The sequence below is a fragment of the Leptobacterium flavescens genome (assembly GCF_010671605.1).
Classification (GTDB): domain Bacteria; phylum Bacteroidota; class Bacteroidia; order Flavobacteriales; family Flavobacteriaceae; genus Leptobacterium; species Leptobacterium flavescens.
In genome coordinates this window covers 1,630,929-1,649,358 of record NZ_JAABOO010000001.1, presented here as the reverse complement: position 1 = coordinate 1,649,358, position 18,430 = coordinate 1,630,929, and the positions used below count along the sequence as shown (strand labels likewise).

The window sequence follows — 18,430 nt, the reverse complement described above, 5'->3', positions numbered from 1 at the left end:
AACAATTCAGATAGCCTTTAGCTACAGGTATTTCTATGAAAATACCGTGTAAAGGGGATGTTGTGGTTAGTGGTTAAAGACGAATTTTAAACTGTCTAACTAACTTAAAATTTATATTATGAAAACCGGAATTAAAATTTTGATCTCAGTTGCCCTGACATTTATTTTAATCTTTATTCTCTTATCTATTAAAGGAGGCAGAGACCATGACATAGGATATCCAAAACTATTGGTCCAGTCGAATGTAGATGACTGGCAATTAATTCATACTGAAAATATCTTGGGATCGACCTATTATATTATGGGAAAATTCGATACGGAAGAAAGAAGGCTTGATTCAATTACGACGAATAGTTATCTAAAAAAAGCAGAGTTCAGACTTGTTAATGTGTCTGGAGTAGTAGGAGTTGGATTTAAGGAAATGAGTTTTGACCCGTCCGTCCCCGAATTTAAATTTAAACTCTCCCTTTTTGGATCTAAAAAAACGGTGGAAGATGATTTCAGACATGTTAATTTTAAAGTCGATGATAAACCGATCGATAACGATGTGACTTGTAGGTTTTTAGGATTGGACTTGTCCCCTGAACATGAGAGGTCCAATCGTGTTCGTGAAACTATATGCTGTGGAAGGATTTGTACATTCATCATTGTACCTTAAAAAGCAAGGTTATTTGAGATGAGATTTTTTGGCGCTTTATTTTTGGTTGTTTTCAATATGGCTTTTTTACATGCCCAGGAGGCAGATAATAAAAAGCTTATTAAAGACATTTTAAAGCAAATTCAGTTAAAAGAAGTAAATAATGCTTCCCGTATACTGAATGAATTTAAAATTAAGGATGAAGAAGAAGGCCTTTTGAAAACCCTGTTTTTAAATGAGATAAACTACCTTAAAAACGGCAGCTACCCTCAGGATTATACTTCTTTTCTGGATAAGGAAGGGGAGGAAGCCTCTTCTTTTATAAGGTCGTATATCCTTTTGACCAAAAGTAAATTCATCGAATCTCAGAGTAGCGATAAAGACTCTTTAATATTTTCATTAAAAATAGATGCTTATGAGCAAGCAGAAGCATCCGAAGTAAAGTATTTAAAAAGCTATGTGCTTAATGATGTCCTTTCTTATTTGTTTAAAAGTGAGCAACTGGACCACTTCTACACCTATTATTTGAGTCAGTATGAGCATCAGGTACAATCCGATTATGAGAGAGCGTATTTTTATTATTATGAAACCTGTTTTAAAATAAGAAACAATGATTTTTCGGATGCTTCCAAAATTTACAAGGGGTTAAAACTCTTAAAAAACGATGAGAAAAATTTAAAGGGAGAATTCTTTCAGACCATCGGCGCTATTAAGGAATACTTCTTTAATGAGCTAGACAGTGCCCGCTTTTACTATGGAAAGGCATTGAATATCTTTAAAACACAGGATTCTTATTATTCGAGATCCCGGATGTTGGGGATCTATAATAATCTGGGAATTGTAAAATTCAGAAGTGAAAACAATCAGCTGGCCTTAAGAGATTTTAATGAAGCAAAAAACCTGGCGTTAGAACTGAACAGGAAGCGAAATCTGGTAGATATTTACGACTGGCTGTATCAGGTGCATAAAAAGAATGACCATAAAGACAGTACGATCTACTACCTGGATAAAAAATACAACCTGGAGAAGGAACTGGACCGCACCCAGCAATCCATCTCAATAACAGAGCTTCAGACCAAATACCAGACAGAGAAAAAAGAAAAGGAGAATTTACTTTTAAAGCAGGATCTCCTTATTACAGATAACCGGAAAAACCTGGCCTACGGAGCTACTGCGGTCCTGATCCTGACGGTAATATCGGTGGTTTTTGTGCTAAAGAATACACGCAAAAAGAAACAGCTGGCCGAACAGCAGCATCTTTTAAAATCCAGGGAGATAGAAAACCTGCTTAAAGATCAGGAGTTACAGCAAATAGATGCCCTGATTGCCGGGCAGGAGAAGGAACGCCAGCGAATTGCCAATGAATTGCACGACAATCTTGGCGGAGACCTGGCCACCTTAAAACTGCATTTCCATCACCTTCAGGAAAAGTCGAAACGGACCAAAGAGGAAGAAAAGCTTTTTGAGAAAACTGGAGATCTGCTGGAAGAAGCCTATCAGAAAACAAGGCAAATGGCACATGCTAAAAACAGTGGTGTGATTGCCAAGATGGGGCTGCTTCCGGCAGTTAAAAAAATGGCGGGGAAGATCAGCCTGGCCAATAAAATTAAAGTAGAGGTACACGATTCAGGCCTTTCCAGGCGCCTGGAGAACTCTTTGGAGATCACTATCTTCAGAATGCTGCAGGAATTGATCACCAATTGTATAAAACACGCCAAAGCAGAGCTTATAGTTATTTACCTGACTGAACATGAAGAGAGCCTGAATATCATGGTAGAGGATAATGGCGTGGGCTTCGACATCAAAAAGGTGAATAAACAGGAAGGAATGGGACTTTACAGCATTGAGCGAAGAGCAGAACTCATCGGAGGAACAATGACCGTAGAATCACATAAAAACAAGGGAACAACCGTAATTTTAGATATACCGCTATGATAACACTCGCTATTGCAGAAGATCATCAGGCCCTGATAGATGGTATCTACCTTTTACTGGAGTACGAGGAGGAAATTGAGATCGTGGGTTTTGCCAATGACGGGGAAGCTCTCATCGAGATTGTAAACCACAAACAACCCAAGGTAGTGCTGACCGATATTCGCATGCCTAAGATCGACGGAATTGCTGCCTGCAGGCTTATTAAAAAGAAGTTTCCGCATATCAAAGTACTCGCCTTTACCATGTTCGATCAGGAAGAGGCGGTTAAACAGATGATGGAAGCGGGTGCCGATGGTTATCTGTTAAAGAATTCCGAATTAAAAAATGTGCTGACAGCCATTAAAAGTGTTATTGGCGGAAAACCCTATTTCGATGCAAACCTGACGATTGATCCTGACGGAGAAGCCGGTCCGAAAAGAAAAAAAAGCCTCCTGTCTAAAAGAGAAAGAGAGATCCTCCTTCTTATCGGACAGGGAAAAACTTCCAGTGATATTTCTTCCATGCTTTTTATCGGGCAAACCACCGTAGAGACCCATAGAAAGAATATGATCCGTAAACTCGGACTAAAAGGAAAGGGCGAATTACTCAGATATGCCCTCGAAAAAAAATACGACTTTTAAATCCTCTTCTTTTCAGTGAATTTCATCTAAAAATACCCTGTTACGGGGATGTTTTTGCCTGCACAGGCAGTATAGTTTTATGAAATAATCATAAAGCTAATTAATCATGAAAAAAATAGTGCTGACAATTCTGTTGTTGCTCCCCTTATTGGTGTTTTGCCAGGAAGGTGAGGAAACCGAAGAAAAGTTTTCGGAAGAAAAAAAGAAGGAGATCATTAAGATCATTGAAGAAAGGCTGGAAAAGAAATCGGAAGTAAAACTAGGGACTTTTAAGGTATCTAACGAGAAAGTCAAGGTTTATGACCTTTCTGATCTTAAAGGCAAAAATCTCGATAAAATAGCCAAATGGATGTCCGATCTGAACACCCTGGTAAAGAACAAAGGAGATCTGGATAAGGAGCAGGTTGCTGCGCTCAATAAAAAAATAGACGAAATGAAGCCGGAGCCGGTTCTGAAAATAGATAGTGTGCATCTCGATATCAGGGAGGGGAATATTTACGATATCCGTGTAATGGGAGCCATTGGCGATGGAGAAGACAGCGTTAAACAACTGTTTACAAACAAGCGACCCTTTGCCATATCAGATTTTAACAGGGCTTCTAAAGACAAATGGCTGTTGTATGATATTAAGAAGGAAAAAGGCATTTTTATAAAAGACTTTCTGCAGTATGATTATAAGAACGGGCAGAACTTTGTTATAGATGAAGACACCATCTCATTGAATAGAGAAAATAAGTTTACGGGAAGTGTTGAGGTCAATAACAACCTGAAGCAACTTATAGATTTCCGGATCTACTCGGATTTTTTAGGCCTTTTGAACGAAGAGTCCAATGGTATTGTCAACTTCGAAGGGAACAGTCTTTTTTATCTCTTTCCGAAGAACTTTAATCTCTTCAACTTTAAATATACTTTCCTGTTGAAGAAAATAAGGACATCGGTGAGTTATTCCCGTTTTGACAATGACGACAGGGCTTATGATATTGCAAGCCTGAACCGGAACAGTTCCGGCTTTAGCGAACTGATCCCTATCATTCAGAAATCCTTTTTAAAGGCCGGGGGAGAGCTGGATATTATTGAATACCATCCTTATAAATTTGCTTCCATCACCCTTTACGGAAAGGCCCGGTTTAATCTTTATTTTACCGAAACTGAGGACTCGGCAGATCCCACTGCAGACGATGATGAGCCGAATACGGTAAACACGACTTCTCTTAGCTGGGGTCTTGGTGTGGGAGCCAGTTCCAAGCGCTACGCTAATTTCGGGATAGCAGCATCTGTCTTCTGGGACCGATATCAGAACAATAACCTCCTGGAAGATAACATCCTTAATTTTGATGCGATAACCCTGCAATCCGAGGCCTTCTTTTATCCCGGAGCAGAAAGCAACAACGCTGTCTTTCTGAGATTGGCGTATACGCAGGGAAGGCGTGACCTTTCCTCAAGAGAGAATTTTTTCTCTTTTCAATTCGGCTATAGGGCAGAACTGAAGATCAATAGAAAGAAAGAAGATTAATGATCCTCAAACAGCGCCTTTAGCTCGGTAGCTTCTTCGGGTCTCATTTTTCCTGCCAGGACCAGGCTTAACTGCTTTCTTCTAAGGGCAGCGTCGAAACGTTGCTTTTCAAGCGGGGTCTCAGGCTCCAGGCAGGGAACCACTACCGGTCTTCCGGTATCATCGACAGCTACAAAAGTGTAAATGGCTTCATTGGCCTTGGAACGGGTTCTTGATTCACGATCCTCGATCCAAACGTCCAGGTAGATCTCCATAGAGCTTTTAAAAGCACGGGAAACGGAAGCTTCAATAGTAACTACACTCCCCAGTGGCACTGCCCGGTTAAAGGCTACGTGATTTACGGAGGCGGTCACTACAATTCGCCTGGAATGTCGTCTGGCTGCAATACTGGCGGCGCGATCCATTCGGGCAAGTAGTTCTCCCCCAAAGAGATTGTTTAAAGGATTAGTTTCACTGGGTAATACCAGATCAGTCATTACGGTCCTGGATTCACTGGGAGTTCTTGTTTCCATAGAGCTTTATAAAATTTTGGCAAAGATAGGTGCTACGGAAAGAACAAAGAAATATGAAGCCTCAATTCTCGCTAAGAGGATAAAATTATTCGGAAACCAGAAGCCATGCGTCTCTGGACTCCGTTCTTTTTACCTTACGAAGATAGCTCAGAGCCTCATCAACATCCGTAAAACTGGCATAGACCACCTGGTGAAGCCCGAACCTGTTCTTCCCGATTCGCTGTGCGTCATAACCTTTGTCGCGAAGTTGAGCAACCTTTTTATCGGCATTGGCCTCTATTCTGAAGGCACCGGCAACGATCTGATATTTTAAGACCTCTTTTTTAACATCGAGAGTAATAGAAGGTAAGGACAGAGGATCCGCATCAAAGAAAGTTGCTTCCTGAATGGTCTTTTCTACCTTTTCCTGGGCTTTCTGATCTACCAGTTGAATGTGCTTTTGCTCCTGATCCTTATAAACTTTAAATCCGGCAGCACCTAAAGAGAGGGCTATAAGCCCGATGGCAGCGTATCGGAGGTAAGGACGTTGTGTGCGTTTTTCAGGAGTAAACAGAATAGGTGTTTTTTCCTCTATCTCTTCTACTTCTTCCTTAAGGACTTCTCTGGTTATCTGAGGAGATACAAAAGAAGAAAGACCGAAAGAGGAAGTGAGATAGTTAAGGTGATACGATGGCCTGAACTGTATTTTGGCTTCATCGTTCAGCCAAAGCTCACCAATATTTTTTATAGAGAGTTTTTCTTTTCGTTCCAGCAGGTTTTTCCAGCTTACGACAAGGCTTTCCAGTTTTTCAAGGACCTCTTCATAAGATTTCCCTTCAACCCCTGCAATATGCTTGGCAAGAAGCCCGTCATTAGAAACCAGCTGGGCATTAAATGAGAGTTCTTTGGTAGGCGGATAGAAAGCATTTGTGCTCTTGTGGATCTGAGCCGGCTTTTTATTCGTTAAAAAAGCTCCGAAGCCCGGAACCGTAACACATTGATATCTATATAATAAATCGCTAATGTAATTTTCTACCCTCATCAACACAAATATTGAAAAATTTTATTTCTGACGAAAGGCGAAGCAGAAATTTTTATTAACACATTTTTTTGCTTATTTGCATTCATAAAATGTAGTCTTTTTATGACAGAATCAGAATTAATTACCACCCTTGCTTTGCAGCATGTGCCTTATATTGGGGATATCATTGCAAAAAAACTGATTGGTCATTGCGGAAGCCCGGCAGAAGTTTTCAAGGAAAAACGAAGTAAATTGTTGAAAATTAATGGAGTAGGAAGTCGAAATATTGCCGACTTGTGGAACCCGGATCATTTTAGAGCTGCCGAAAAGGAAATGGAGTTCATCCTGAAAAACCGTATCGGCCATTCCTATTTTGAGGAAGAGGAATATCCTGAACGGTTGAAACATTGTGTGGACGGTCCCATCCTTATCTTTAAAAAAGGCCATACCGACATAAGGAACAAAAAAGTAATAAGCGTGGTGGGGACACGCCAGGTAACGGCTTACGGACTTTCTGTTTGCGAGAAACTCATAGAAGAACTTTCGGTTCTGGACCCGGTAATTGTCAGCGGTTTTGCCTATGGAGTCGATATTATTGCGCACAGGGCAGCGGTAAAGAACGGGCTGCAGACCATCGGATGCCTGGCACACGGGTTAAACCAGGTCTATCCCAAAGAGCACAAAAAATACCGCAAACAAATAGAGGAGAAGGGAGGTTTTATTACAGATTTCTGGAGCACCGCCCATCCCGATAAGGAAAACTTTATAAAAAGGAACCGTATTATTGCAGGTTTGTCCGAAGCCACCATTGTTATCGAATCTGCCGAAAAAGGAGGTAGCCTGATAACCGCCGACCTGGCAAATTCCTATAACCGGGAAGTTTTTGCGGTACCCGGAAGGACCGGCGACAGGTATAGCCGCGGATGTAATGACCTGATCAGGTCTCAAAAAGCCCATCTGCTCAGTTCTGTGGCAGATCTCATATATATCCTTGGCTGGGAACTGGAGCAAAAAGAAGTTCCCGCAGTGCAAAAGAAGCTTTTTGCAGAGCTGGACCCTACCGAAAAGATCATTTACGACTTCCTCCTCCAAAACGGAAAAGAACTCCTCGATATAATTGCATTAAAATGTGCCCTTCCGGTACATAAGGTTGCCGCATCTCTACTTGAAATGGAACTTAAAGGAGTGATAAGACCCCTTCCGGGTAAGTTGTATGAAATAATTTAAGCTTCGAAAAAACCTAATGTGGATGTATTATGGTTAATAACCCACTTTTGTCCGCACTCTTTTAAGGACATCATCAGCAACGGCCTTTGCCTTTTCAGCTCCTAAAGCCAGGGCTTTATCTACTTCGTTCAGGTTCTCCATATAGTAATTGAAGCGTTCCCTCTCGGTGGCAAACTTCTCGATGAGCAATTCGTACAGTGCCTGTTTTGCATGCCCGTATCCGTAACCCCCGTTCAGGTAGTTTTCACGCATGGTGTTTACCTGTTCTTCGGATGCAAGGATCTTGTATAAAGCAAATACATTATCGGTATCCGGATCCTTGGGTTCTTCCAGCGGAGTACTGTCGGTCTGGATACTCATGATCTGCTTGCGAAGCTTTTTGTCCGGCAGGAACAGATTAATGATATTCCCTTTACTCTTACTCATTTTTTCTCCATCGGTACCCGGAATATGCTGGGTATTCTCCTGGATCTTTGCTTCCGGAAGAACAAAAGTCTCTCCCATTTGAGTATGAAAATAAGTGGCAACACGGCGTGTCATTTCCAGATGCTGTAACTGATCCTTCCCAACAGGAACAATATCTGCATCGTATAGCAGGATATCGGCCGCCATCAGCATGGGATAGGTAAATAAACCGGCATTAACATCCTCGAGGCGATCGGCTTTATCTTTAAAAGAATGTGCCAGGGTGAGTCGCTGGTAAGGGAAAAAGCAATTCAGGTACCAGGATAGTTCGGTAACCTGAGGAACATCGCTCTGACGGTAAAAAACGGTCTTTTCTATGTCCAGGCCACAGGCCAGCCAGGCCGCTGCGGTTGCATAGGTGTTGTCCCTGAGTTGTTTTCCGTCTTTTATCTGTGTTAAGGAGTGCATATCTGCAATAAAGAGGAAAGATTCGTTCTTTGGGTCTTTCGCCATTTCAATTGCGGGGATGATCGCTCCTAAAAGATTTCCCAGATGAGGTGTTCCGGTGCTTTGTACACCAGTAAGTACTCTTGCCATAGTGTTTTTTGAATAGAATGCAAAAATAGAAATATGCCTATAATAAAAAAAGCGGCTCAGGCCGCTTTTGGTATATTAATGATAAGGATCATTTTTTAAAGAGTCCGGCGACAAACAGAATAACTATAGCTCCGATGACTCCGGTTATCAGATCTCCCACCACTCCGTCTGCGATGTGGACCCCTAAAATCCCGAATAACCAATTCCCGACCAGACCGCCGACAATTCCGAGTATAATATTGAGTAAGGTACCGAAACCTCCTCCTTTCATGATTTTACCGGCTAACCAACCGGCTGCTGCTCCGATAAGCAATGCATACAATAATCCCATAATTGAAAATTTAAGAGTTAGTAATTAAATATACATAATCTTTTTAGATTATTTTTGGAGCCATGATGTTTCTGTTAAAAAGGCTTTTTTACATCCTTTGGAGGATCTGGTTTTACGTTCTTGTAGCCGTACCGATCGTCCTTTTGTTCCCCGTATTGCTGATCTTGTCTTCGAGAGAGAAGTTCTACCCCCAGTTTTTCTGGCTTGCGCGAAATGTCTGGGCCAACGTCATCCTTTATGGAATGGGCTTTGTTCCGAAAATAAAAATGGAGGAACCTATAGAGAAAGGAAAGAGCTATATGCTTATTGCCAATCATACCAGTATGGCAGATATCATGTTAATGCTTAAAGTATCGCGTAACCCTTTTGTGTTTGTCGGAAAGAAGGAATTGGCCAAAATGCCCGTTTTCGGTTTTTTCTATAAAAGGGTCTGTATCATGGTAGACAGAAGCAGTGTTAAGAGCAGGACAGCAGTTTATGAAAGAGCACAGGCGAGGTTGGATCAGGGATTGAGCATCTGTATTTTTCCGGAAGGAGGAGTTCCTGAAGAAGATGTTTTTTTAGATGAATTTAAAGACGGAGCCTTCCGCCTGGCCATAGAATACCAGATCCCTGTCGTTCCCATAAGTTTTGTGGATAATAAAAAACGATTCCCGTTCAGCTTTTTTAGCGGGAGCCCGGGAAGGATGAGGGTGCAAACTTATTCGTTTATCAGTACCGAAGGATATACGTTAAAAGATAAGGCAAAACTAAAAGCCGATTCCAGGAAGATAATAGAAGACAGCCTACGGTTGTTTCAAAATGTAAAAAAGGTCACTAGCAATTAAGGTAGTGACCTTTTTTTATCATTGCTTCTGTGGAAAGCAATGATCCTAACCAACTAATAAAAAACCTAAAACTAAAACCTTAGACTAAGACCTGTATAAACTCCCAGGGAGTATGGCTTAAATCCGCCATTACCACCCGAAAAGGTGTTTAACTGGTATTTAAAGACAGGTTCTACATTAACTTTGATCTTGTCAGATATTTTGTAATCAACTCCCACACCTATATTGGTACTGAAGTTGGTGTTATTCAGATTATTCGCTTCACCTATTTCGGTAACAAAATCCTGAGATTCCACGAAAATGGCATTATCGGTTAAAAAGAGAGAACTCACCCCCCCGATAATATTAACTCCCAGTTTTTTATCAACCACCCGGTATTTCACCTCAAGCGGGATCTCGATATAACCCAGTTCCTGGGTGAGTATTCCATCAACACTAGGAGTTGTGATCAATGCAGAAGCATCGCTAAATGCCTGTTGCTGAGGATTCCTGCTGTTACGGTCGTTTAAGGCCAGATTGGCCGCATCCGATTTAAAGCTTATATTTTCAATAGCCTGTAATTCATTGGCAGAAGATGTCAGTGCCACTCCGTCCGTGTTGTACCCGTAGTTTACTTTGTTGATCCCGGAACGAATACTGAGCCTGTCGTTAACTTCATAGGCAACATTAACTCCGTAACTCAGATTGACATTCCCTGATTTGGAATTATCGTTAAACTGAGAGTGGATCGGAGAACCGCTTCCAAGCGAACTGTAAAATACAGGCGCTACATTAGGACTTACACTCCATTTATTCCTGGCTTTTTCAATTTTCTCCTCCAACTCTTTCTGCTCCTCTATGGCCTCGTAAATAGATTTTTTCTCCTTTTCTTTATTGGAAGCTACCGCTTCTTTATCTTTTTCAGTCTCTTTAAGAACGTCTTCAACCCGTTTTTTATCGATCGGATCGCTGTTGTTTTTCAATTCTGTTTTTTCCGCACTCTTGTCAACCTTTGAAACGGCAATACCTTTGGAAATAAGAGCGTCAGATTCCTTTTTGTCATTCGCCTTTTCCTTCAGGGCTGCAATATCCCCGATGGCTTCCTTTTTATTTTTATCTCCTTTTGTATAGATCGCTTTATCCGCAGCGTTGTTTTGCTGATCGTTGCGTTCCGAAGGATTTTGAATGGCGATGCCGGATCCTGTTTTAATTTTTTCGGCCTTTTCTGCTCCTTTTTCGGTCGGAACATCCTGGCTGCTGTTGGTTTCGTTAGTTAAAACGTCAGAATTATCAACCCCTTCGGAGGAGTTGATAATTTGATCTGACTGACTCCCATTAATTTCTTTGATCTCATTAATGTTTGTATCCGTATCGGTAACTTCCTGATTTTCCTGTACAGGAAGCTTATCGCTATTGTTCAGACTATTGTACCCTATGGTAAAAATAAGTGCCAGGGCTGCAGCAATGCCTCCCAGCTTCCACCATATCGGGATTACTTTCCTGGTTTTTCTTCCCTGAGAATCAAGACGACCTTCAATCTTGCCCCAGACATCATTGCCCGGTTCCGGATCGAAATCCTTGAATTTCTCCTGAAATAACCTGTCTATGTTTTTCCTATCACTCATCTTTTACAGTGATTTCATCTTTTTTTTTAAATGATCGTCTTCTATTTTTTTCTTTAAAATCATCCTTGCTCTGGCAAGGTTAGATTTAGAGGTGCCTTCTGATATCTCGAGAAAATTACTGATCTCCTTATGGGAGTAGCCGTCCAGAACATACATACTGAAGGTTAACCGGTATCTGTCGGGTAATTCCTGTATCAGGCTCAACAGATAATCCAACGAGATATTCTCTTCATTAACTTCTACCTCTGCCTCCTCTTCAATATCATCGATCACTATTTCAAAGACCCCTTCTTTTCTGTACTTCTGAAGTACTGTATTAACAGCAACTCGTCGCATCCAACCTTCAAATGACCCTTTAAAATTGTATTGTTCAATTTTGTTAAAAATGGTCATAAAACTATCCTGCAGATTGTCTTCTGCTTCCGCTTTATTCCGAGAATATTTCAGGCAAATGCCAAATATCTTACTTCCAAATAACTTGTATAGCTCCTCCTGCGCCTTTCTTTCTCGTTTTTTACATTGTTTTATGAGTTGCTGTAAACTCACTAATTATTTATAGTTTTAAAATTTATTAGCCTCCTACTGCGATCGGGATCTCAACTTCTAAAAACTGATCTTCCCCATCTACAGTTCCCTGGAAAAACCTAAAGGTGTAAACACCTCCCGCGGTTGCTACAAATTCGAACGGAATTTGTCTTGAATCATCTGCCAGATCAGCACAATCGTCTCTGTCTACCAGAGAAGCAACCAGTGTAAACGTAAATATATTATTCTCACTATCAGCCGAGATCAGATCGATTCCTTCAATAAAATGACAGGTACTTGGCCTGAGATAATCTAACTGAATTCTAAATGGCAGGTTAAGCGATACTGCATCAGGAGGGGTAGCCCCGGTTACCGGGATCCTTACAAAACTAAAATTAGTATTATCATCATTCAAACTACATGAGCTTAGAATAACAATCAAAAACAATGCAAAAGCTTTTTTCAATTTCATAAATGTGGGTTTTCCTAGTTAGATACGTAAAAAGCAGATTGGTTGCGTTAAAAAATACTTTTTTTAATACTTTATTGAGTTTAATGATTTGGAAGCATAAAAAAACCGGGATGTTAGTCCCGGTTTCCTTTAGTTTTTAAGAGCCTTCAGGGCTTCTTTTATTTTCTCTTCCAGTTCTTCGAGTAATTCCGGGTTATCCTGTAAAAGCGATTTGACAGCATCTCTACCCTGTCCGAGTTTAGTATCTCCGTAACTAAACCACGAACCGCTCTTTTTTATGATCTCATATTCAACTCCGATATCGAGGATCTCTCCGATTCTGGAGATCCCTTCTCCGTACATAATATCAAATTCGGTGGCTTTGAACGGCGGTGCCACTTTGTTCTTTACAACTTTGACCCTTGTCTTGTTTCCGGCTACCTCTCCGTCATTGTTCTTGATCTGAGTGGAACGACGAATATCCAGTCTTACCGAAGCGTAGAACTTCAAAGCATTACCTCCGGTAGTGGTTTCGGGATTCCCGAACATTACCCCGATCTTCTCACGCAGCTGGTTGATAAAGATCACTGTACAATGGGTCTTACTTATCGTAGATGTAAGCTTCCTGAGGGCCTGCGACATTAAACGCGCATGTAATCCCATTTTGGAATCTCCCATTTCTCCTTCAATCTCACTCTTGGGTGTAAGAGCGGCAACAGAATCGACCACTACAATATCAATAGCTCCCGAACGGATCAGATTTTCGGTAATTTCCAAAGCCTGTTCTCCGTGGTCGGGTTGAGAAATGATCAGGTTGTCGATATCCACTCCAAGTTTCTGCGCATAAAAACGGTCGAAAGCGTGTTCCGCATCAATAAATGCTGCAATTCCTCCCGCCTTTTGTGCTTCCGCAATAGCGTGAAGTGTCAGCGTGGTTTTACCGGATGATTCCGGACCGTATATTTCGATGACCCTTCCCTTGGGATATCCTCCAACACCTAATGCAATGTCCAGGCCTATAGAACCCGTCGGGATCACTTCAACTTCATCAACTACACTGTCTCCGAGCTTCATTACAGCTCCCTTTCCGTAGGTCTTGTCTAATTTGTCTAATGTAAGTTTAAGGGCTTTTAATTTTGCGTCTTTTTCAGAACTCATTTCCTCGTTTTTCTAAATATTTATCGTTAGCTAAAATACTATTTCTTTTTGCAGAATACAATTTGCCACGCAACCTTTTTTCTTTTTTTGCATCAGGTTATAAAGTGATGATGAATACATGAGATTTTTTGTTAAAACATTTTTTTCTAGACTCTTGAATATACAGGTTTCTGTATACATGAGTTATAGACTGGATGGTGGCTAGCTTCGTTGCTATTTTGATACAGATTAGTTGAATTAAAATAAATAGTAACGATTTAGTCATGAAAAGAGCTTTGGAATTTCCCGAAGCTCTTTTTATTTGTTTTAAACACTTAAAAATTAATACTTTTGCCGAAAATATTCTTTAATCTTAAAAAATCAGTATAGCATGCAACTGTACAACACTTTAAGTTCTAAAGAAAGAGCAGCGCTTATAGAAAAAGCAGGAAAAGAACGCCTGACGCTCTCTTTCTATAAATACCATCACATAAAAAATACCCGTATTTTCAGGAACCACCTGTTTATCAACTGGAATGAACTGGACGTCCTGGGAAGGATCTATATTGCCAGTGAAGGTATTAACGGTCAGTTATCCGTACCGGCCGAAAATTTCGAAAAATTCAAGACCCATCTAGACAGTGTTGATTTCCTGGAAAACGTACGCCTGAACATTGCCGTTGAGCAGGACAATATGTCCTTCCTGAAATTAAAGGTCAAGGTCAGAAACAAGATCGTGGCCGACGGCCTGGATGACGATACCTTTGATGTTACCGATAAGGGAACTCACGTTAATGCGGAAACCTTTAACGAACTTATCGAGGATGAGAATACCATCCTGGTAGACATGAGAAATCACTATGAAAGTGAAATAGGGCATTTTAAGAATGCCATCACTCCCGATGTGGACACCTTCAGGGAATCCCTTCCTATTATCGAGGACGATCTGAAAGAACACAAAGAAGATAAAAAACTGGTAATGTACTGTACGGGAGGGATCCGTTGCGAAAAGGCCAGTGCTTATTTTAAACACAAAGGTTTTAAAGACGTTTACCAGCTGGAAGGAGGGATCATAGAATATACCCGCCAGGTAAAGGCAAACGATCTTGAAAATAAATTTATAGGTAAGAACTTCGTTTTTGACGACCGCCGGGCCGAAAAGATATCTGAAGAAGTCATTGCCAGTTGCCATATTTGTGGTAACCCCTGCGATACGCATACCAATTGTGCCAATGAGGCCTGCCATATCTTATTTATTCAGTGTGAAGAATGTGCCGAGAGACTGGACCGCTGCTGTTCCGATGCCTGTAAGGAAGTCAATGCCCTGCCTTATGAAGAACAAAAGGCATTGAGAAAAGGAAAAGTTATTGAGAACAATGTCTTTAAGAAAGGTCGCCTGAAGGAAAAAACAAATACCTCCCCTGAATAGTTTAGTGGAGGAAATAATTCAGAAGGAAAAGAACTTTTATACAACGCCGCACTCACATCAGAGTGCGGCTTTTTTAATAGCTTAAAAGCCGGTAGATCCTGGAAAGTTTGTGTTTCAATATTGATGAGATTTAACTTAAAAAGTTAAAGAATAATCTCTTTCTTAACATTAATTTTTTGTTTTATGTTAAAAAATGTTAAGTCTACGTTAAAAAATACGATATTAGCGACTAGCATAATTCAATAAATCCATCAAAATGAGAACTAAACTTTGGATAACGGCACTTGCCGTCATTCTGTTTTCTTGTTCTGAGAAAAAAGACAAAAACCCGGAGGAAATTGCTCAAAGTACTGCACCTGCTCCGGGACAGGTCGTAACGGAGGTCGATGATAGCCAGCCCAACGATAAGATCCGGGTATTCAGGAAATATTCTTCTGCCGAAAGCGGGATCGATTTTTTTAACGGTCTCCGGCACAATATGGAAACCATGGAGAACCTCTTCGATTACGACTATTTCTACAATGGCGGAGGCGTGGGGATCGAAGACCTGAACAATGACGGTTTAAAAGACATCTTCTTTTGCGGGAATCAGGTGCCCAACAGGCTTTACATCAACAAAGGGGATCTTAAATTCGAGGACATTAGCGAAACGGCAAATATCAATGATGCCAAGGTATGGTCTAACGGAGTGACCTTTGTGGATATTAACGGAGATGGGTGGATGGATATTTACGTATCTCAGGGAGGACCTCATCAGAAGGAAAACCGAAAAAATTTACTCTACATAAATCAGAAGGACAATAGTTTTAAGGAGATGGCCGAAGCTTATAATCTCGCCGATACGGGAATCGGTACCCAGGCCGCTTTTTTTGATTACGATAAGGACGGAGATCTGGATTGTGTGGTAATGAATGAGAACGAACTCTACGGAGTGGATCCCAGACGCTTTTTTAAGACCATGGAAGTGAATAAGGAGATCCTTAAAAAGAGCAGCAGCCATTTATACAGAAACGAAGGGGGAAAATTTGTCGATGTTACCGAAAGCGCAGGCCTGTTGCGACCCACTTTCGGATTGGGATTATCTGTGAGCGATCTTAACAACGACGGATGGCTCGATATCTATATTGCCAATGACTATTATATCCCCGACGCCCTCTATATCAATAACGGAGACGGAAGCTTTACAGATCAGATAAAGAATTATACCAATCAGGTTTCCTTTTACGGGATGGGTGTGGATATTGAAGACATAAACAACGATGGTTTTCAGGACATATTTGTTCTCGATATGGCATCCAGCGATCATTACAGGGCAAAAACCCTAATGGCCTCTATGGATGTCCCTACTTTTAATATGCTGGTGCAAAAAATGGAGTTCCAGCATCAGTATATGTTCAATTCCCTGCAGATCAATATGGGGAATAACCGTTTTAACAACGTTTCCCAGGCTGCTAAACTCTCTAAAACCGATTGGAGCTGGGCGGGCTTGATGGTAGATCTTGACAATGACGAGCACAAGGATATTTACATCACTAACGGTTACCGCAGGTATGCCCTGGATAATGATATCAGGACCCGGGTGGTAAAAGCCAAGCAGGAATTTAGCGGAAATGTTCCGCTGGATATAAAAGAGCAGATCTACGGAGATATGCCTTCCGAAAAGCTGCCCAATGTTATGCTGAGGAACCATCAGGATCTAAGCTTTAAAGAAGTGGGGAATTATTGGGGCCTTGGAGACCCTTCCTTTTCCAACGGAGCTGCCTATGCCGATCTTGATAATGACGGAGACCTGGAACTGATCACCAACAATATAGATGAAGAAGCATTTTTATATAAGAACCTCTCGGTAGAAGAGGGAATAGGGAATTACCTCCGTGTAAAGACGGTAGGAAATACTTCTGAAGCTTTTGCCAGGGTTACTATCAGCTATAAAGACAAAAAACAATTTGTTGAAGCCAAAAGGGTAAGAGGATATCTTTCGGCGGTTGATAATACGGCACATTTCGGTTTAGGTTCGGAAAAAGAAATAGATCGCGTACGGGTGGAATGGCCCAGCGGGAAATTTGAGGAAAGAACAAAAGTAGAAGCAAATCAGCTGCTCACTTTTTACGAAAAAGATGCCGGAAAGACCATCAGAAAAACGAGTGCGAACTCTATGTTCACTACTGTAGATCCCGGGCGTCTAAACCTGAACTACAACCATAAGGAAAATGAGTATAACGATTTTGAGAGGGAAGTGCTGCTCCCTTATAAACAGTCTACCCTGGGGCCCTTTATTGCCAGGGCCGATGTAGATGGAGATTCAAAAGAAGATCTTCTCATCGGAGGTGCTGCAGGACAAGCCGCAGAGCTTTACCTTTCCACGGGTAAGGGCTTTAAAAAGAAAGACAATCCCGTATTTACGACCGATGCTTTCTATGAAGATATGGAAGCCGTTTTCTTTGATGCCGACTCCGATGGAGATAAAGACCTTTTTGTGGTAAGCGGAGGTAACGAGCTCGACCCGGAGAAGATGATGTACAAAGACCGCCTGTATCTGAACGACGGAAAGGGGAATTTCTCAAAAGGACCGGATAATTTTGAGAACCACAGCGGAAAATCCGTGACGGTTCTCGATTATGATAAGGACGGAGATATGGACCTGGTAGTTGGAAACAGGATCATACCTAAAAGCTATCCCGTTGCTGCGCCTTCTGTAGTTTACCGGAACGATCAGGGGCAGTTTGTAAATGTAACATCGGAGGTGGCCCCGGTACTGGAGAAATTCGGAATAATCAACAGTATTGTTTCCACCGATTTTAACGGAGATGGCTGGGAAGACCTTATCGTAGCCGGCGAATGGACCGGTATAGGAATGTTGAGGAACAACCAGGGAACCTTCGAGGATATTTCGTCCAAAAATGGGCTGGATAAGGAAAAAGGATGGTGGTTTTCTGTTCATGAGACCGACCTGAACAACGATGGCCTAAAAGATTATATCCTCGGGAATGTGGGGATCAACATTAAGTTCAAGGCCAGTAAAGCGGAACCTTTTAAGGTATTTGCAAACGATTTTGATGCAAACGGGACCCTGGATGTAGTATTGAGTAAAAAGTACAACAATGAATATGTTCCGGTGCGAGGAAGGGAATGTTCTTCAGAGCAAATGCCGTTCATCTCGGAAAAGTATGAGACTTACAGCGATTTTGCCAATGCCTCCCTCATCGATATTTACGGCGATAAACTCAAAGAATCCCATGCATTTGAAGCGACCAATTTTAAATCGATGGTCCTGATCAATAAAGGCGACGGGATCTTCGAAAAAGGATATTTACCGGTAGAAGCGCAACTGTTTCCTCTGCTCGATATTGTTTTTTACGACATCAATAAAGATGGTTATCAGGACATGATCGCTGCAGGTAATATTTATGACACAGAAGTAGAGACCCCGCGCCTGGATAATGGTTCCGGCCTGGTATTGCTTTCCGATACAAAGAGCAATTATACTGCATTGAAAAGTACGGAAACCGGACTTTACATAGACGGCGATATAAAATCGCTTAGCCTGTTCGAAGGAAAAGATGGTCCTCCGATGCTGGTGGCCGCAAAAAACAATGCTCCTTTGTCGGTAGTCAGGATTGAAGATAATTAAGGCTGTAAACCGAAAAAAACGAGGATTTAAGCGATAAACCCTGTTAAAT

Annotated in this window: 16 protein-coding genes; 8 read left to right on the top strand and 8 right to left on the bottom strand. The window is 41.4% G+C overall.

The window, feature by feature from the left end; translation table 11 throughout:
- Positions 1 to 118 precede the first annotated feature (118 nt).
- From GWK08_RS07140 to GWK08_RS07125, 4 genes are all read left to right on the top strand, one after another.
- Positions 119 to 658 carry a hypothetical protein gene (locus GWK08_RS07140; protein ID WP_163606204.1) on the top strand — a complete coding sequence of 180 codons (540 nt, stop codon included), beginning with the start codon at positions 119 to 121 and terminating at the stop codon, positions 656 to 658.
- Positions 659 to 715: 57 nt separating this feature from the next.
- A complete protein-coding gene (locus GWK08_RS07135) occupies positions 716 to 2,572 on the top strand; it encodes a sensor histidine kinase (protein WP_163606203.1) in 1,857 nt (618 codons plus the stop codon).
- The gene (locus tag GWK08_RS07130; protein WP_163606202.1) at positions 2,569 to 3,192 is read left to right on the top strand and encodes a response regulator; all 624 of its coding nucleotides are present in this window, start codon (positions 2,569 to 2,571) and stop codon (positions 3,190 to 3,192) included. The genes GWK08_RS07135 and GWK08_RS07130 overlap by 4 nt, the downstream gene beginning before the upstream one ends.
- Before the next feature lie 106 nt (positions 3,193 to 3,298).
- A complete protein-coding gene (locus GWK08_RS07125; RefSeq protein WP_163606201.1) occupies positions 3,299 to 4,705 on the top strand; it encodes a hypothetical protein in 1,407 nt (468 codons plus the stop codon).
- Here the strand turns inward: GWK08_RS07125 and GWK08_RS07120 are convergent.
- A complete protein-coding gene (locus GWK08_RS07120) occupies positions 4,702 to 5,217 on the bottom strand; it encodes an acyl-CoA thioesterase (protein ID WP_163606200.1) in 516 nt (171 codons plus the stop codon). The genes GWK08_RS07125 and GWK08_RS07120 overlap by 4 nt on opposite strands.
- Positions 5,218 to 5,302: 85 nt before the next feature.
- Positions 5,303 to 6,238 carry an HU domain-containing protein gene (locus tag GWK08_RS07115; RefSeq protein ID WP_163606199.1) on the bottom strand — a complete coding sequence of 312 codons (936 nt, stop codon included), beginning with the start codon at positions 6,236 to 6,238 and terminating at the stop codon, positions 5,303 to 5,305.
- 102 nt (positions 6,239 to 6,340) lie between these two features.
- Between GWK08_RS07115 and dprA the strand changes: the two genes are divergently transcribed.
- Positions 6,341 to 7,444, top strand: coding sequence for a DNA-processing protein DprA (dprA, locus tag GWK08_RS07110; RefSeq protein ID WP_163606198.1), 1,104 nt, complete (start codon positions 6,341 to 6,343; stop codon positions 7,442 to 7,444).
- Between the two features lie 33 nt (positions 7,445 to 7,477).
- On the opposite strand, the gene trpS is transcribed toward dprA, so the two are convergent.
- A complete protein-coding gene (trpS, locus tag GWK08_RS07105) occupies positions 7,478 to 8,446 on the bottom strand; it encodes a tryptophan--tRNA ligase (RefSeq protein WP_163606197.1) in 969 nt (322 codons plus the stop codon).
- Positions 8,447 to 8,534: 88 nt separating this feature from the next.
- Positions 8,535 to 8,777 carry a GlsB/YeaQ/YmgE family stress response membrane protein gene (locus tag GWK08_RS07100; RefSeq protein WP_163606196.1) on the bottom strand — a complete coding sequence of 81 codons (243 nt, stop codon included), beginning with the start codon at positions 8,775 to 8,777 and terminating at the stop codon, positions 8,535 to 8,537.
- Positions 8,778 to 8,839: 62 nt separating this feature from the next.
- Between GWK08_RS07100 and GWK08_RS07095 the strand changes: the two genes are divergently transcribed.
- Positions 8,840 to 9,604 carry a lysophospholipid acyltransferase family protein gene (locus tag GWK08_RS07095; RefSeq protein ID WP_163606195.1) on the top strand — a complete coding sequence of 255 codons (765 nt, stop codon included), beginning with the start codon at positions 8,840 to 8,842 and terminating at the stop codon, positions 9,602 to 9,604.
- A gap of 71 nt (positions 9,605 to 9,675) precedes the next feature.
- On the opposite strand, the gene GWK08_RS07090 is transcribed toward GWK08_RS07095, so the two are convergent.
- The 4 genes from GWK08_RS07090 to recA all read right to left on the bottom strand — a co-directional run bounded on the left by GWK08_RS07090 (position 9,676) and on the right by recA (position 13,342).
- A complete protein-coding gene (locus GWK08_RS07090; RefSeq protein ID WP_163606194.1) occupies positions 9,676 to 11,208 on the bottom strand; it encodes an outer membrane beta-barrel protein in 1,533 nt (510 codons plus the stop codon).
- A 3-nt stretch (positions 11,209 to 11,211) separates the two neighbouring features.
- Entirely contained in the window at positions 11,212 to 11,754 is a 543-nt protein-coding gene (locus GWK08_RS07085) for an RNA polymerase sigma factor (RefSeq protein ID WP_163606193.1), read from the bottom strand.
- A 25-nt stretch (positions 11,755 to 11,779) separates the two neighbouring features.
- Entirely contained in the window at positions 11,780 to 12,205 is a 426-nt protein-coding gene (locus tag GWK08_RS07080; RefSeq protein ID WP_163606192.1) for a hypothetical protein, read from the bottom strand.
- Between the two features lie 129 nt (positions 12,206 to 12,334).
- The gene (recA, locus tag GWK08_RS07075; protein ID WP_163606191.1) at positions 12,335 to 13,342 is read right to left on the bottom strand and encodes a recombinase RecA; all 1,008 of its coding nucleotides are present in this window, start codon (positions 13,340 to 13,342) and stop codon (positions 12,335 to 12,337) included.
- 370 nt (positions 13,343 to 13,712) lie between these two features.
- Between recA and trhO the strand changes: the two genes are divergently transcribed.
- Together trhO and GWK08_RS07065 are read left to right on the top strand one after the other, a co-directional pair.
- On the top strand, positions 13,713 to 14,750 hold the full coding sequence (gene trhO, locus GWK08_RS07070; protein WP_163606190.1) for an oxygen-dependent tRNA uridine(34) hydroxylase TrhO: 1,038 nt from the start codon (positions 13,713 to 13,715) through the stop codon (positions 14,748 to 14,750).
- Positions 14,751 to 15,006: 256 nt separating this feature from the next.
- Positions 15,007 to 18,381, top strand: coding sequence for a VCBS repeat-containing protein (locus GWK08_RS07065; protein WP_163606189.1), 3,375 nt, complete (start codon positions 15,007 to 15,009; stop codon positions 18,379 to 18,381).
- Positions 18,382 to 18,430 lie beyond the last annotated feature (49 nt).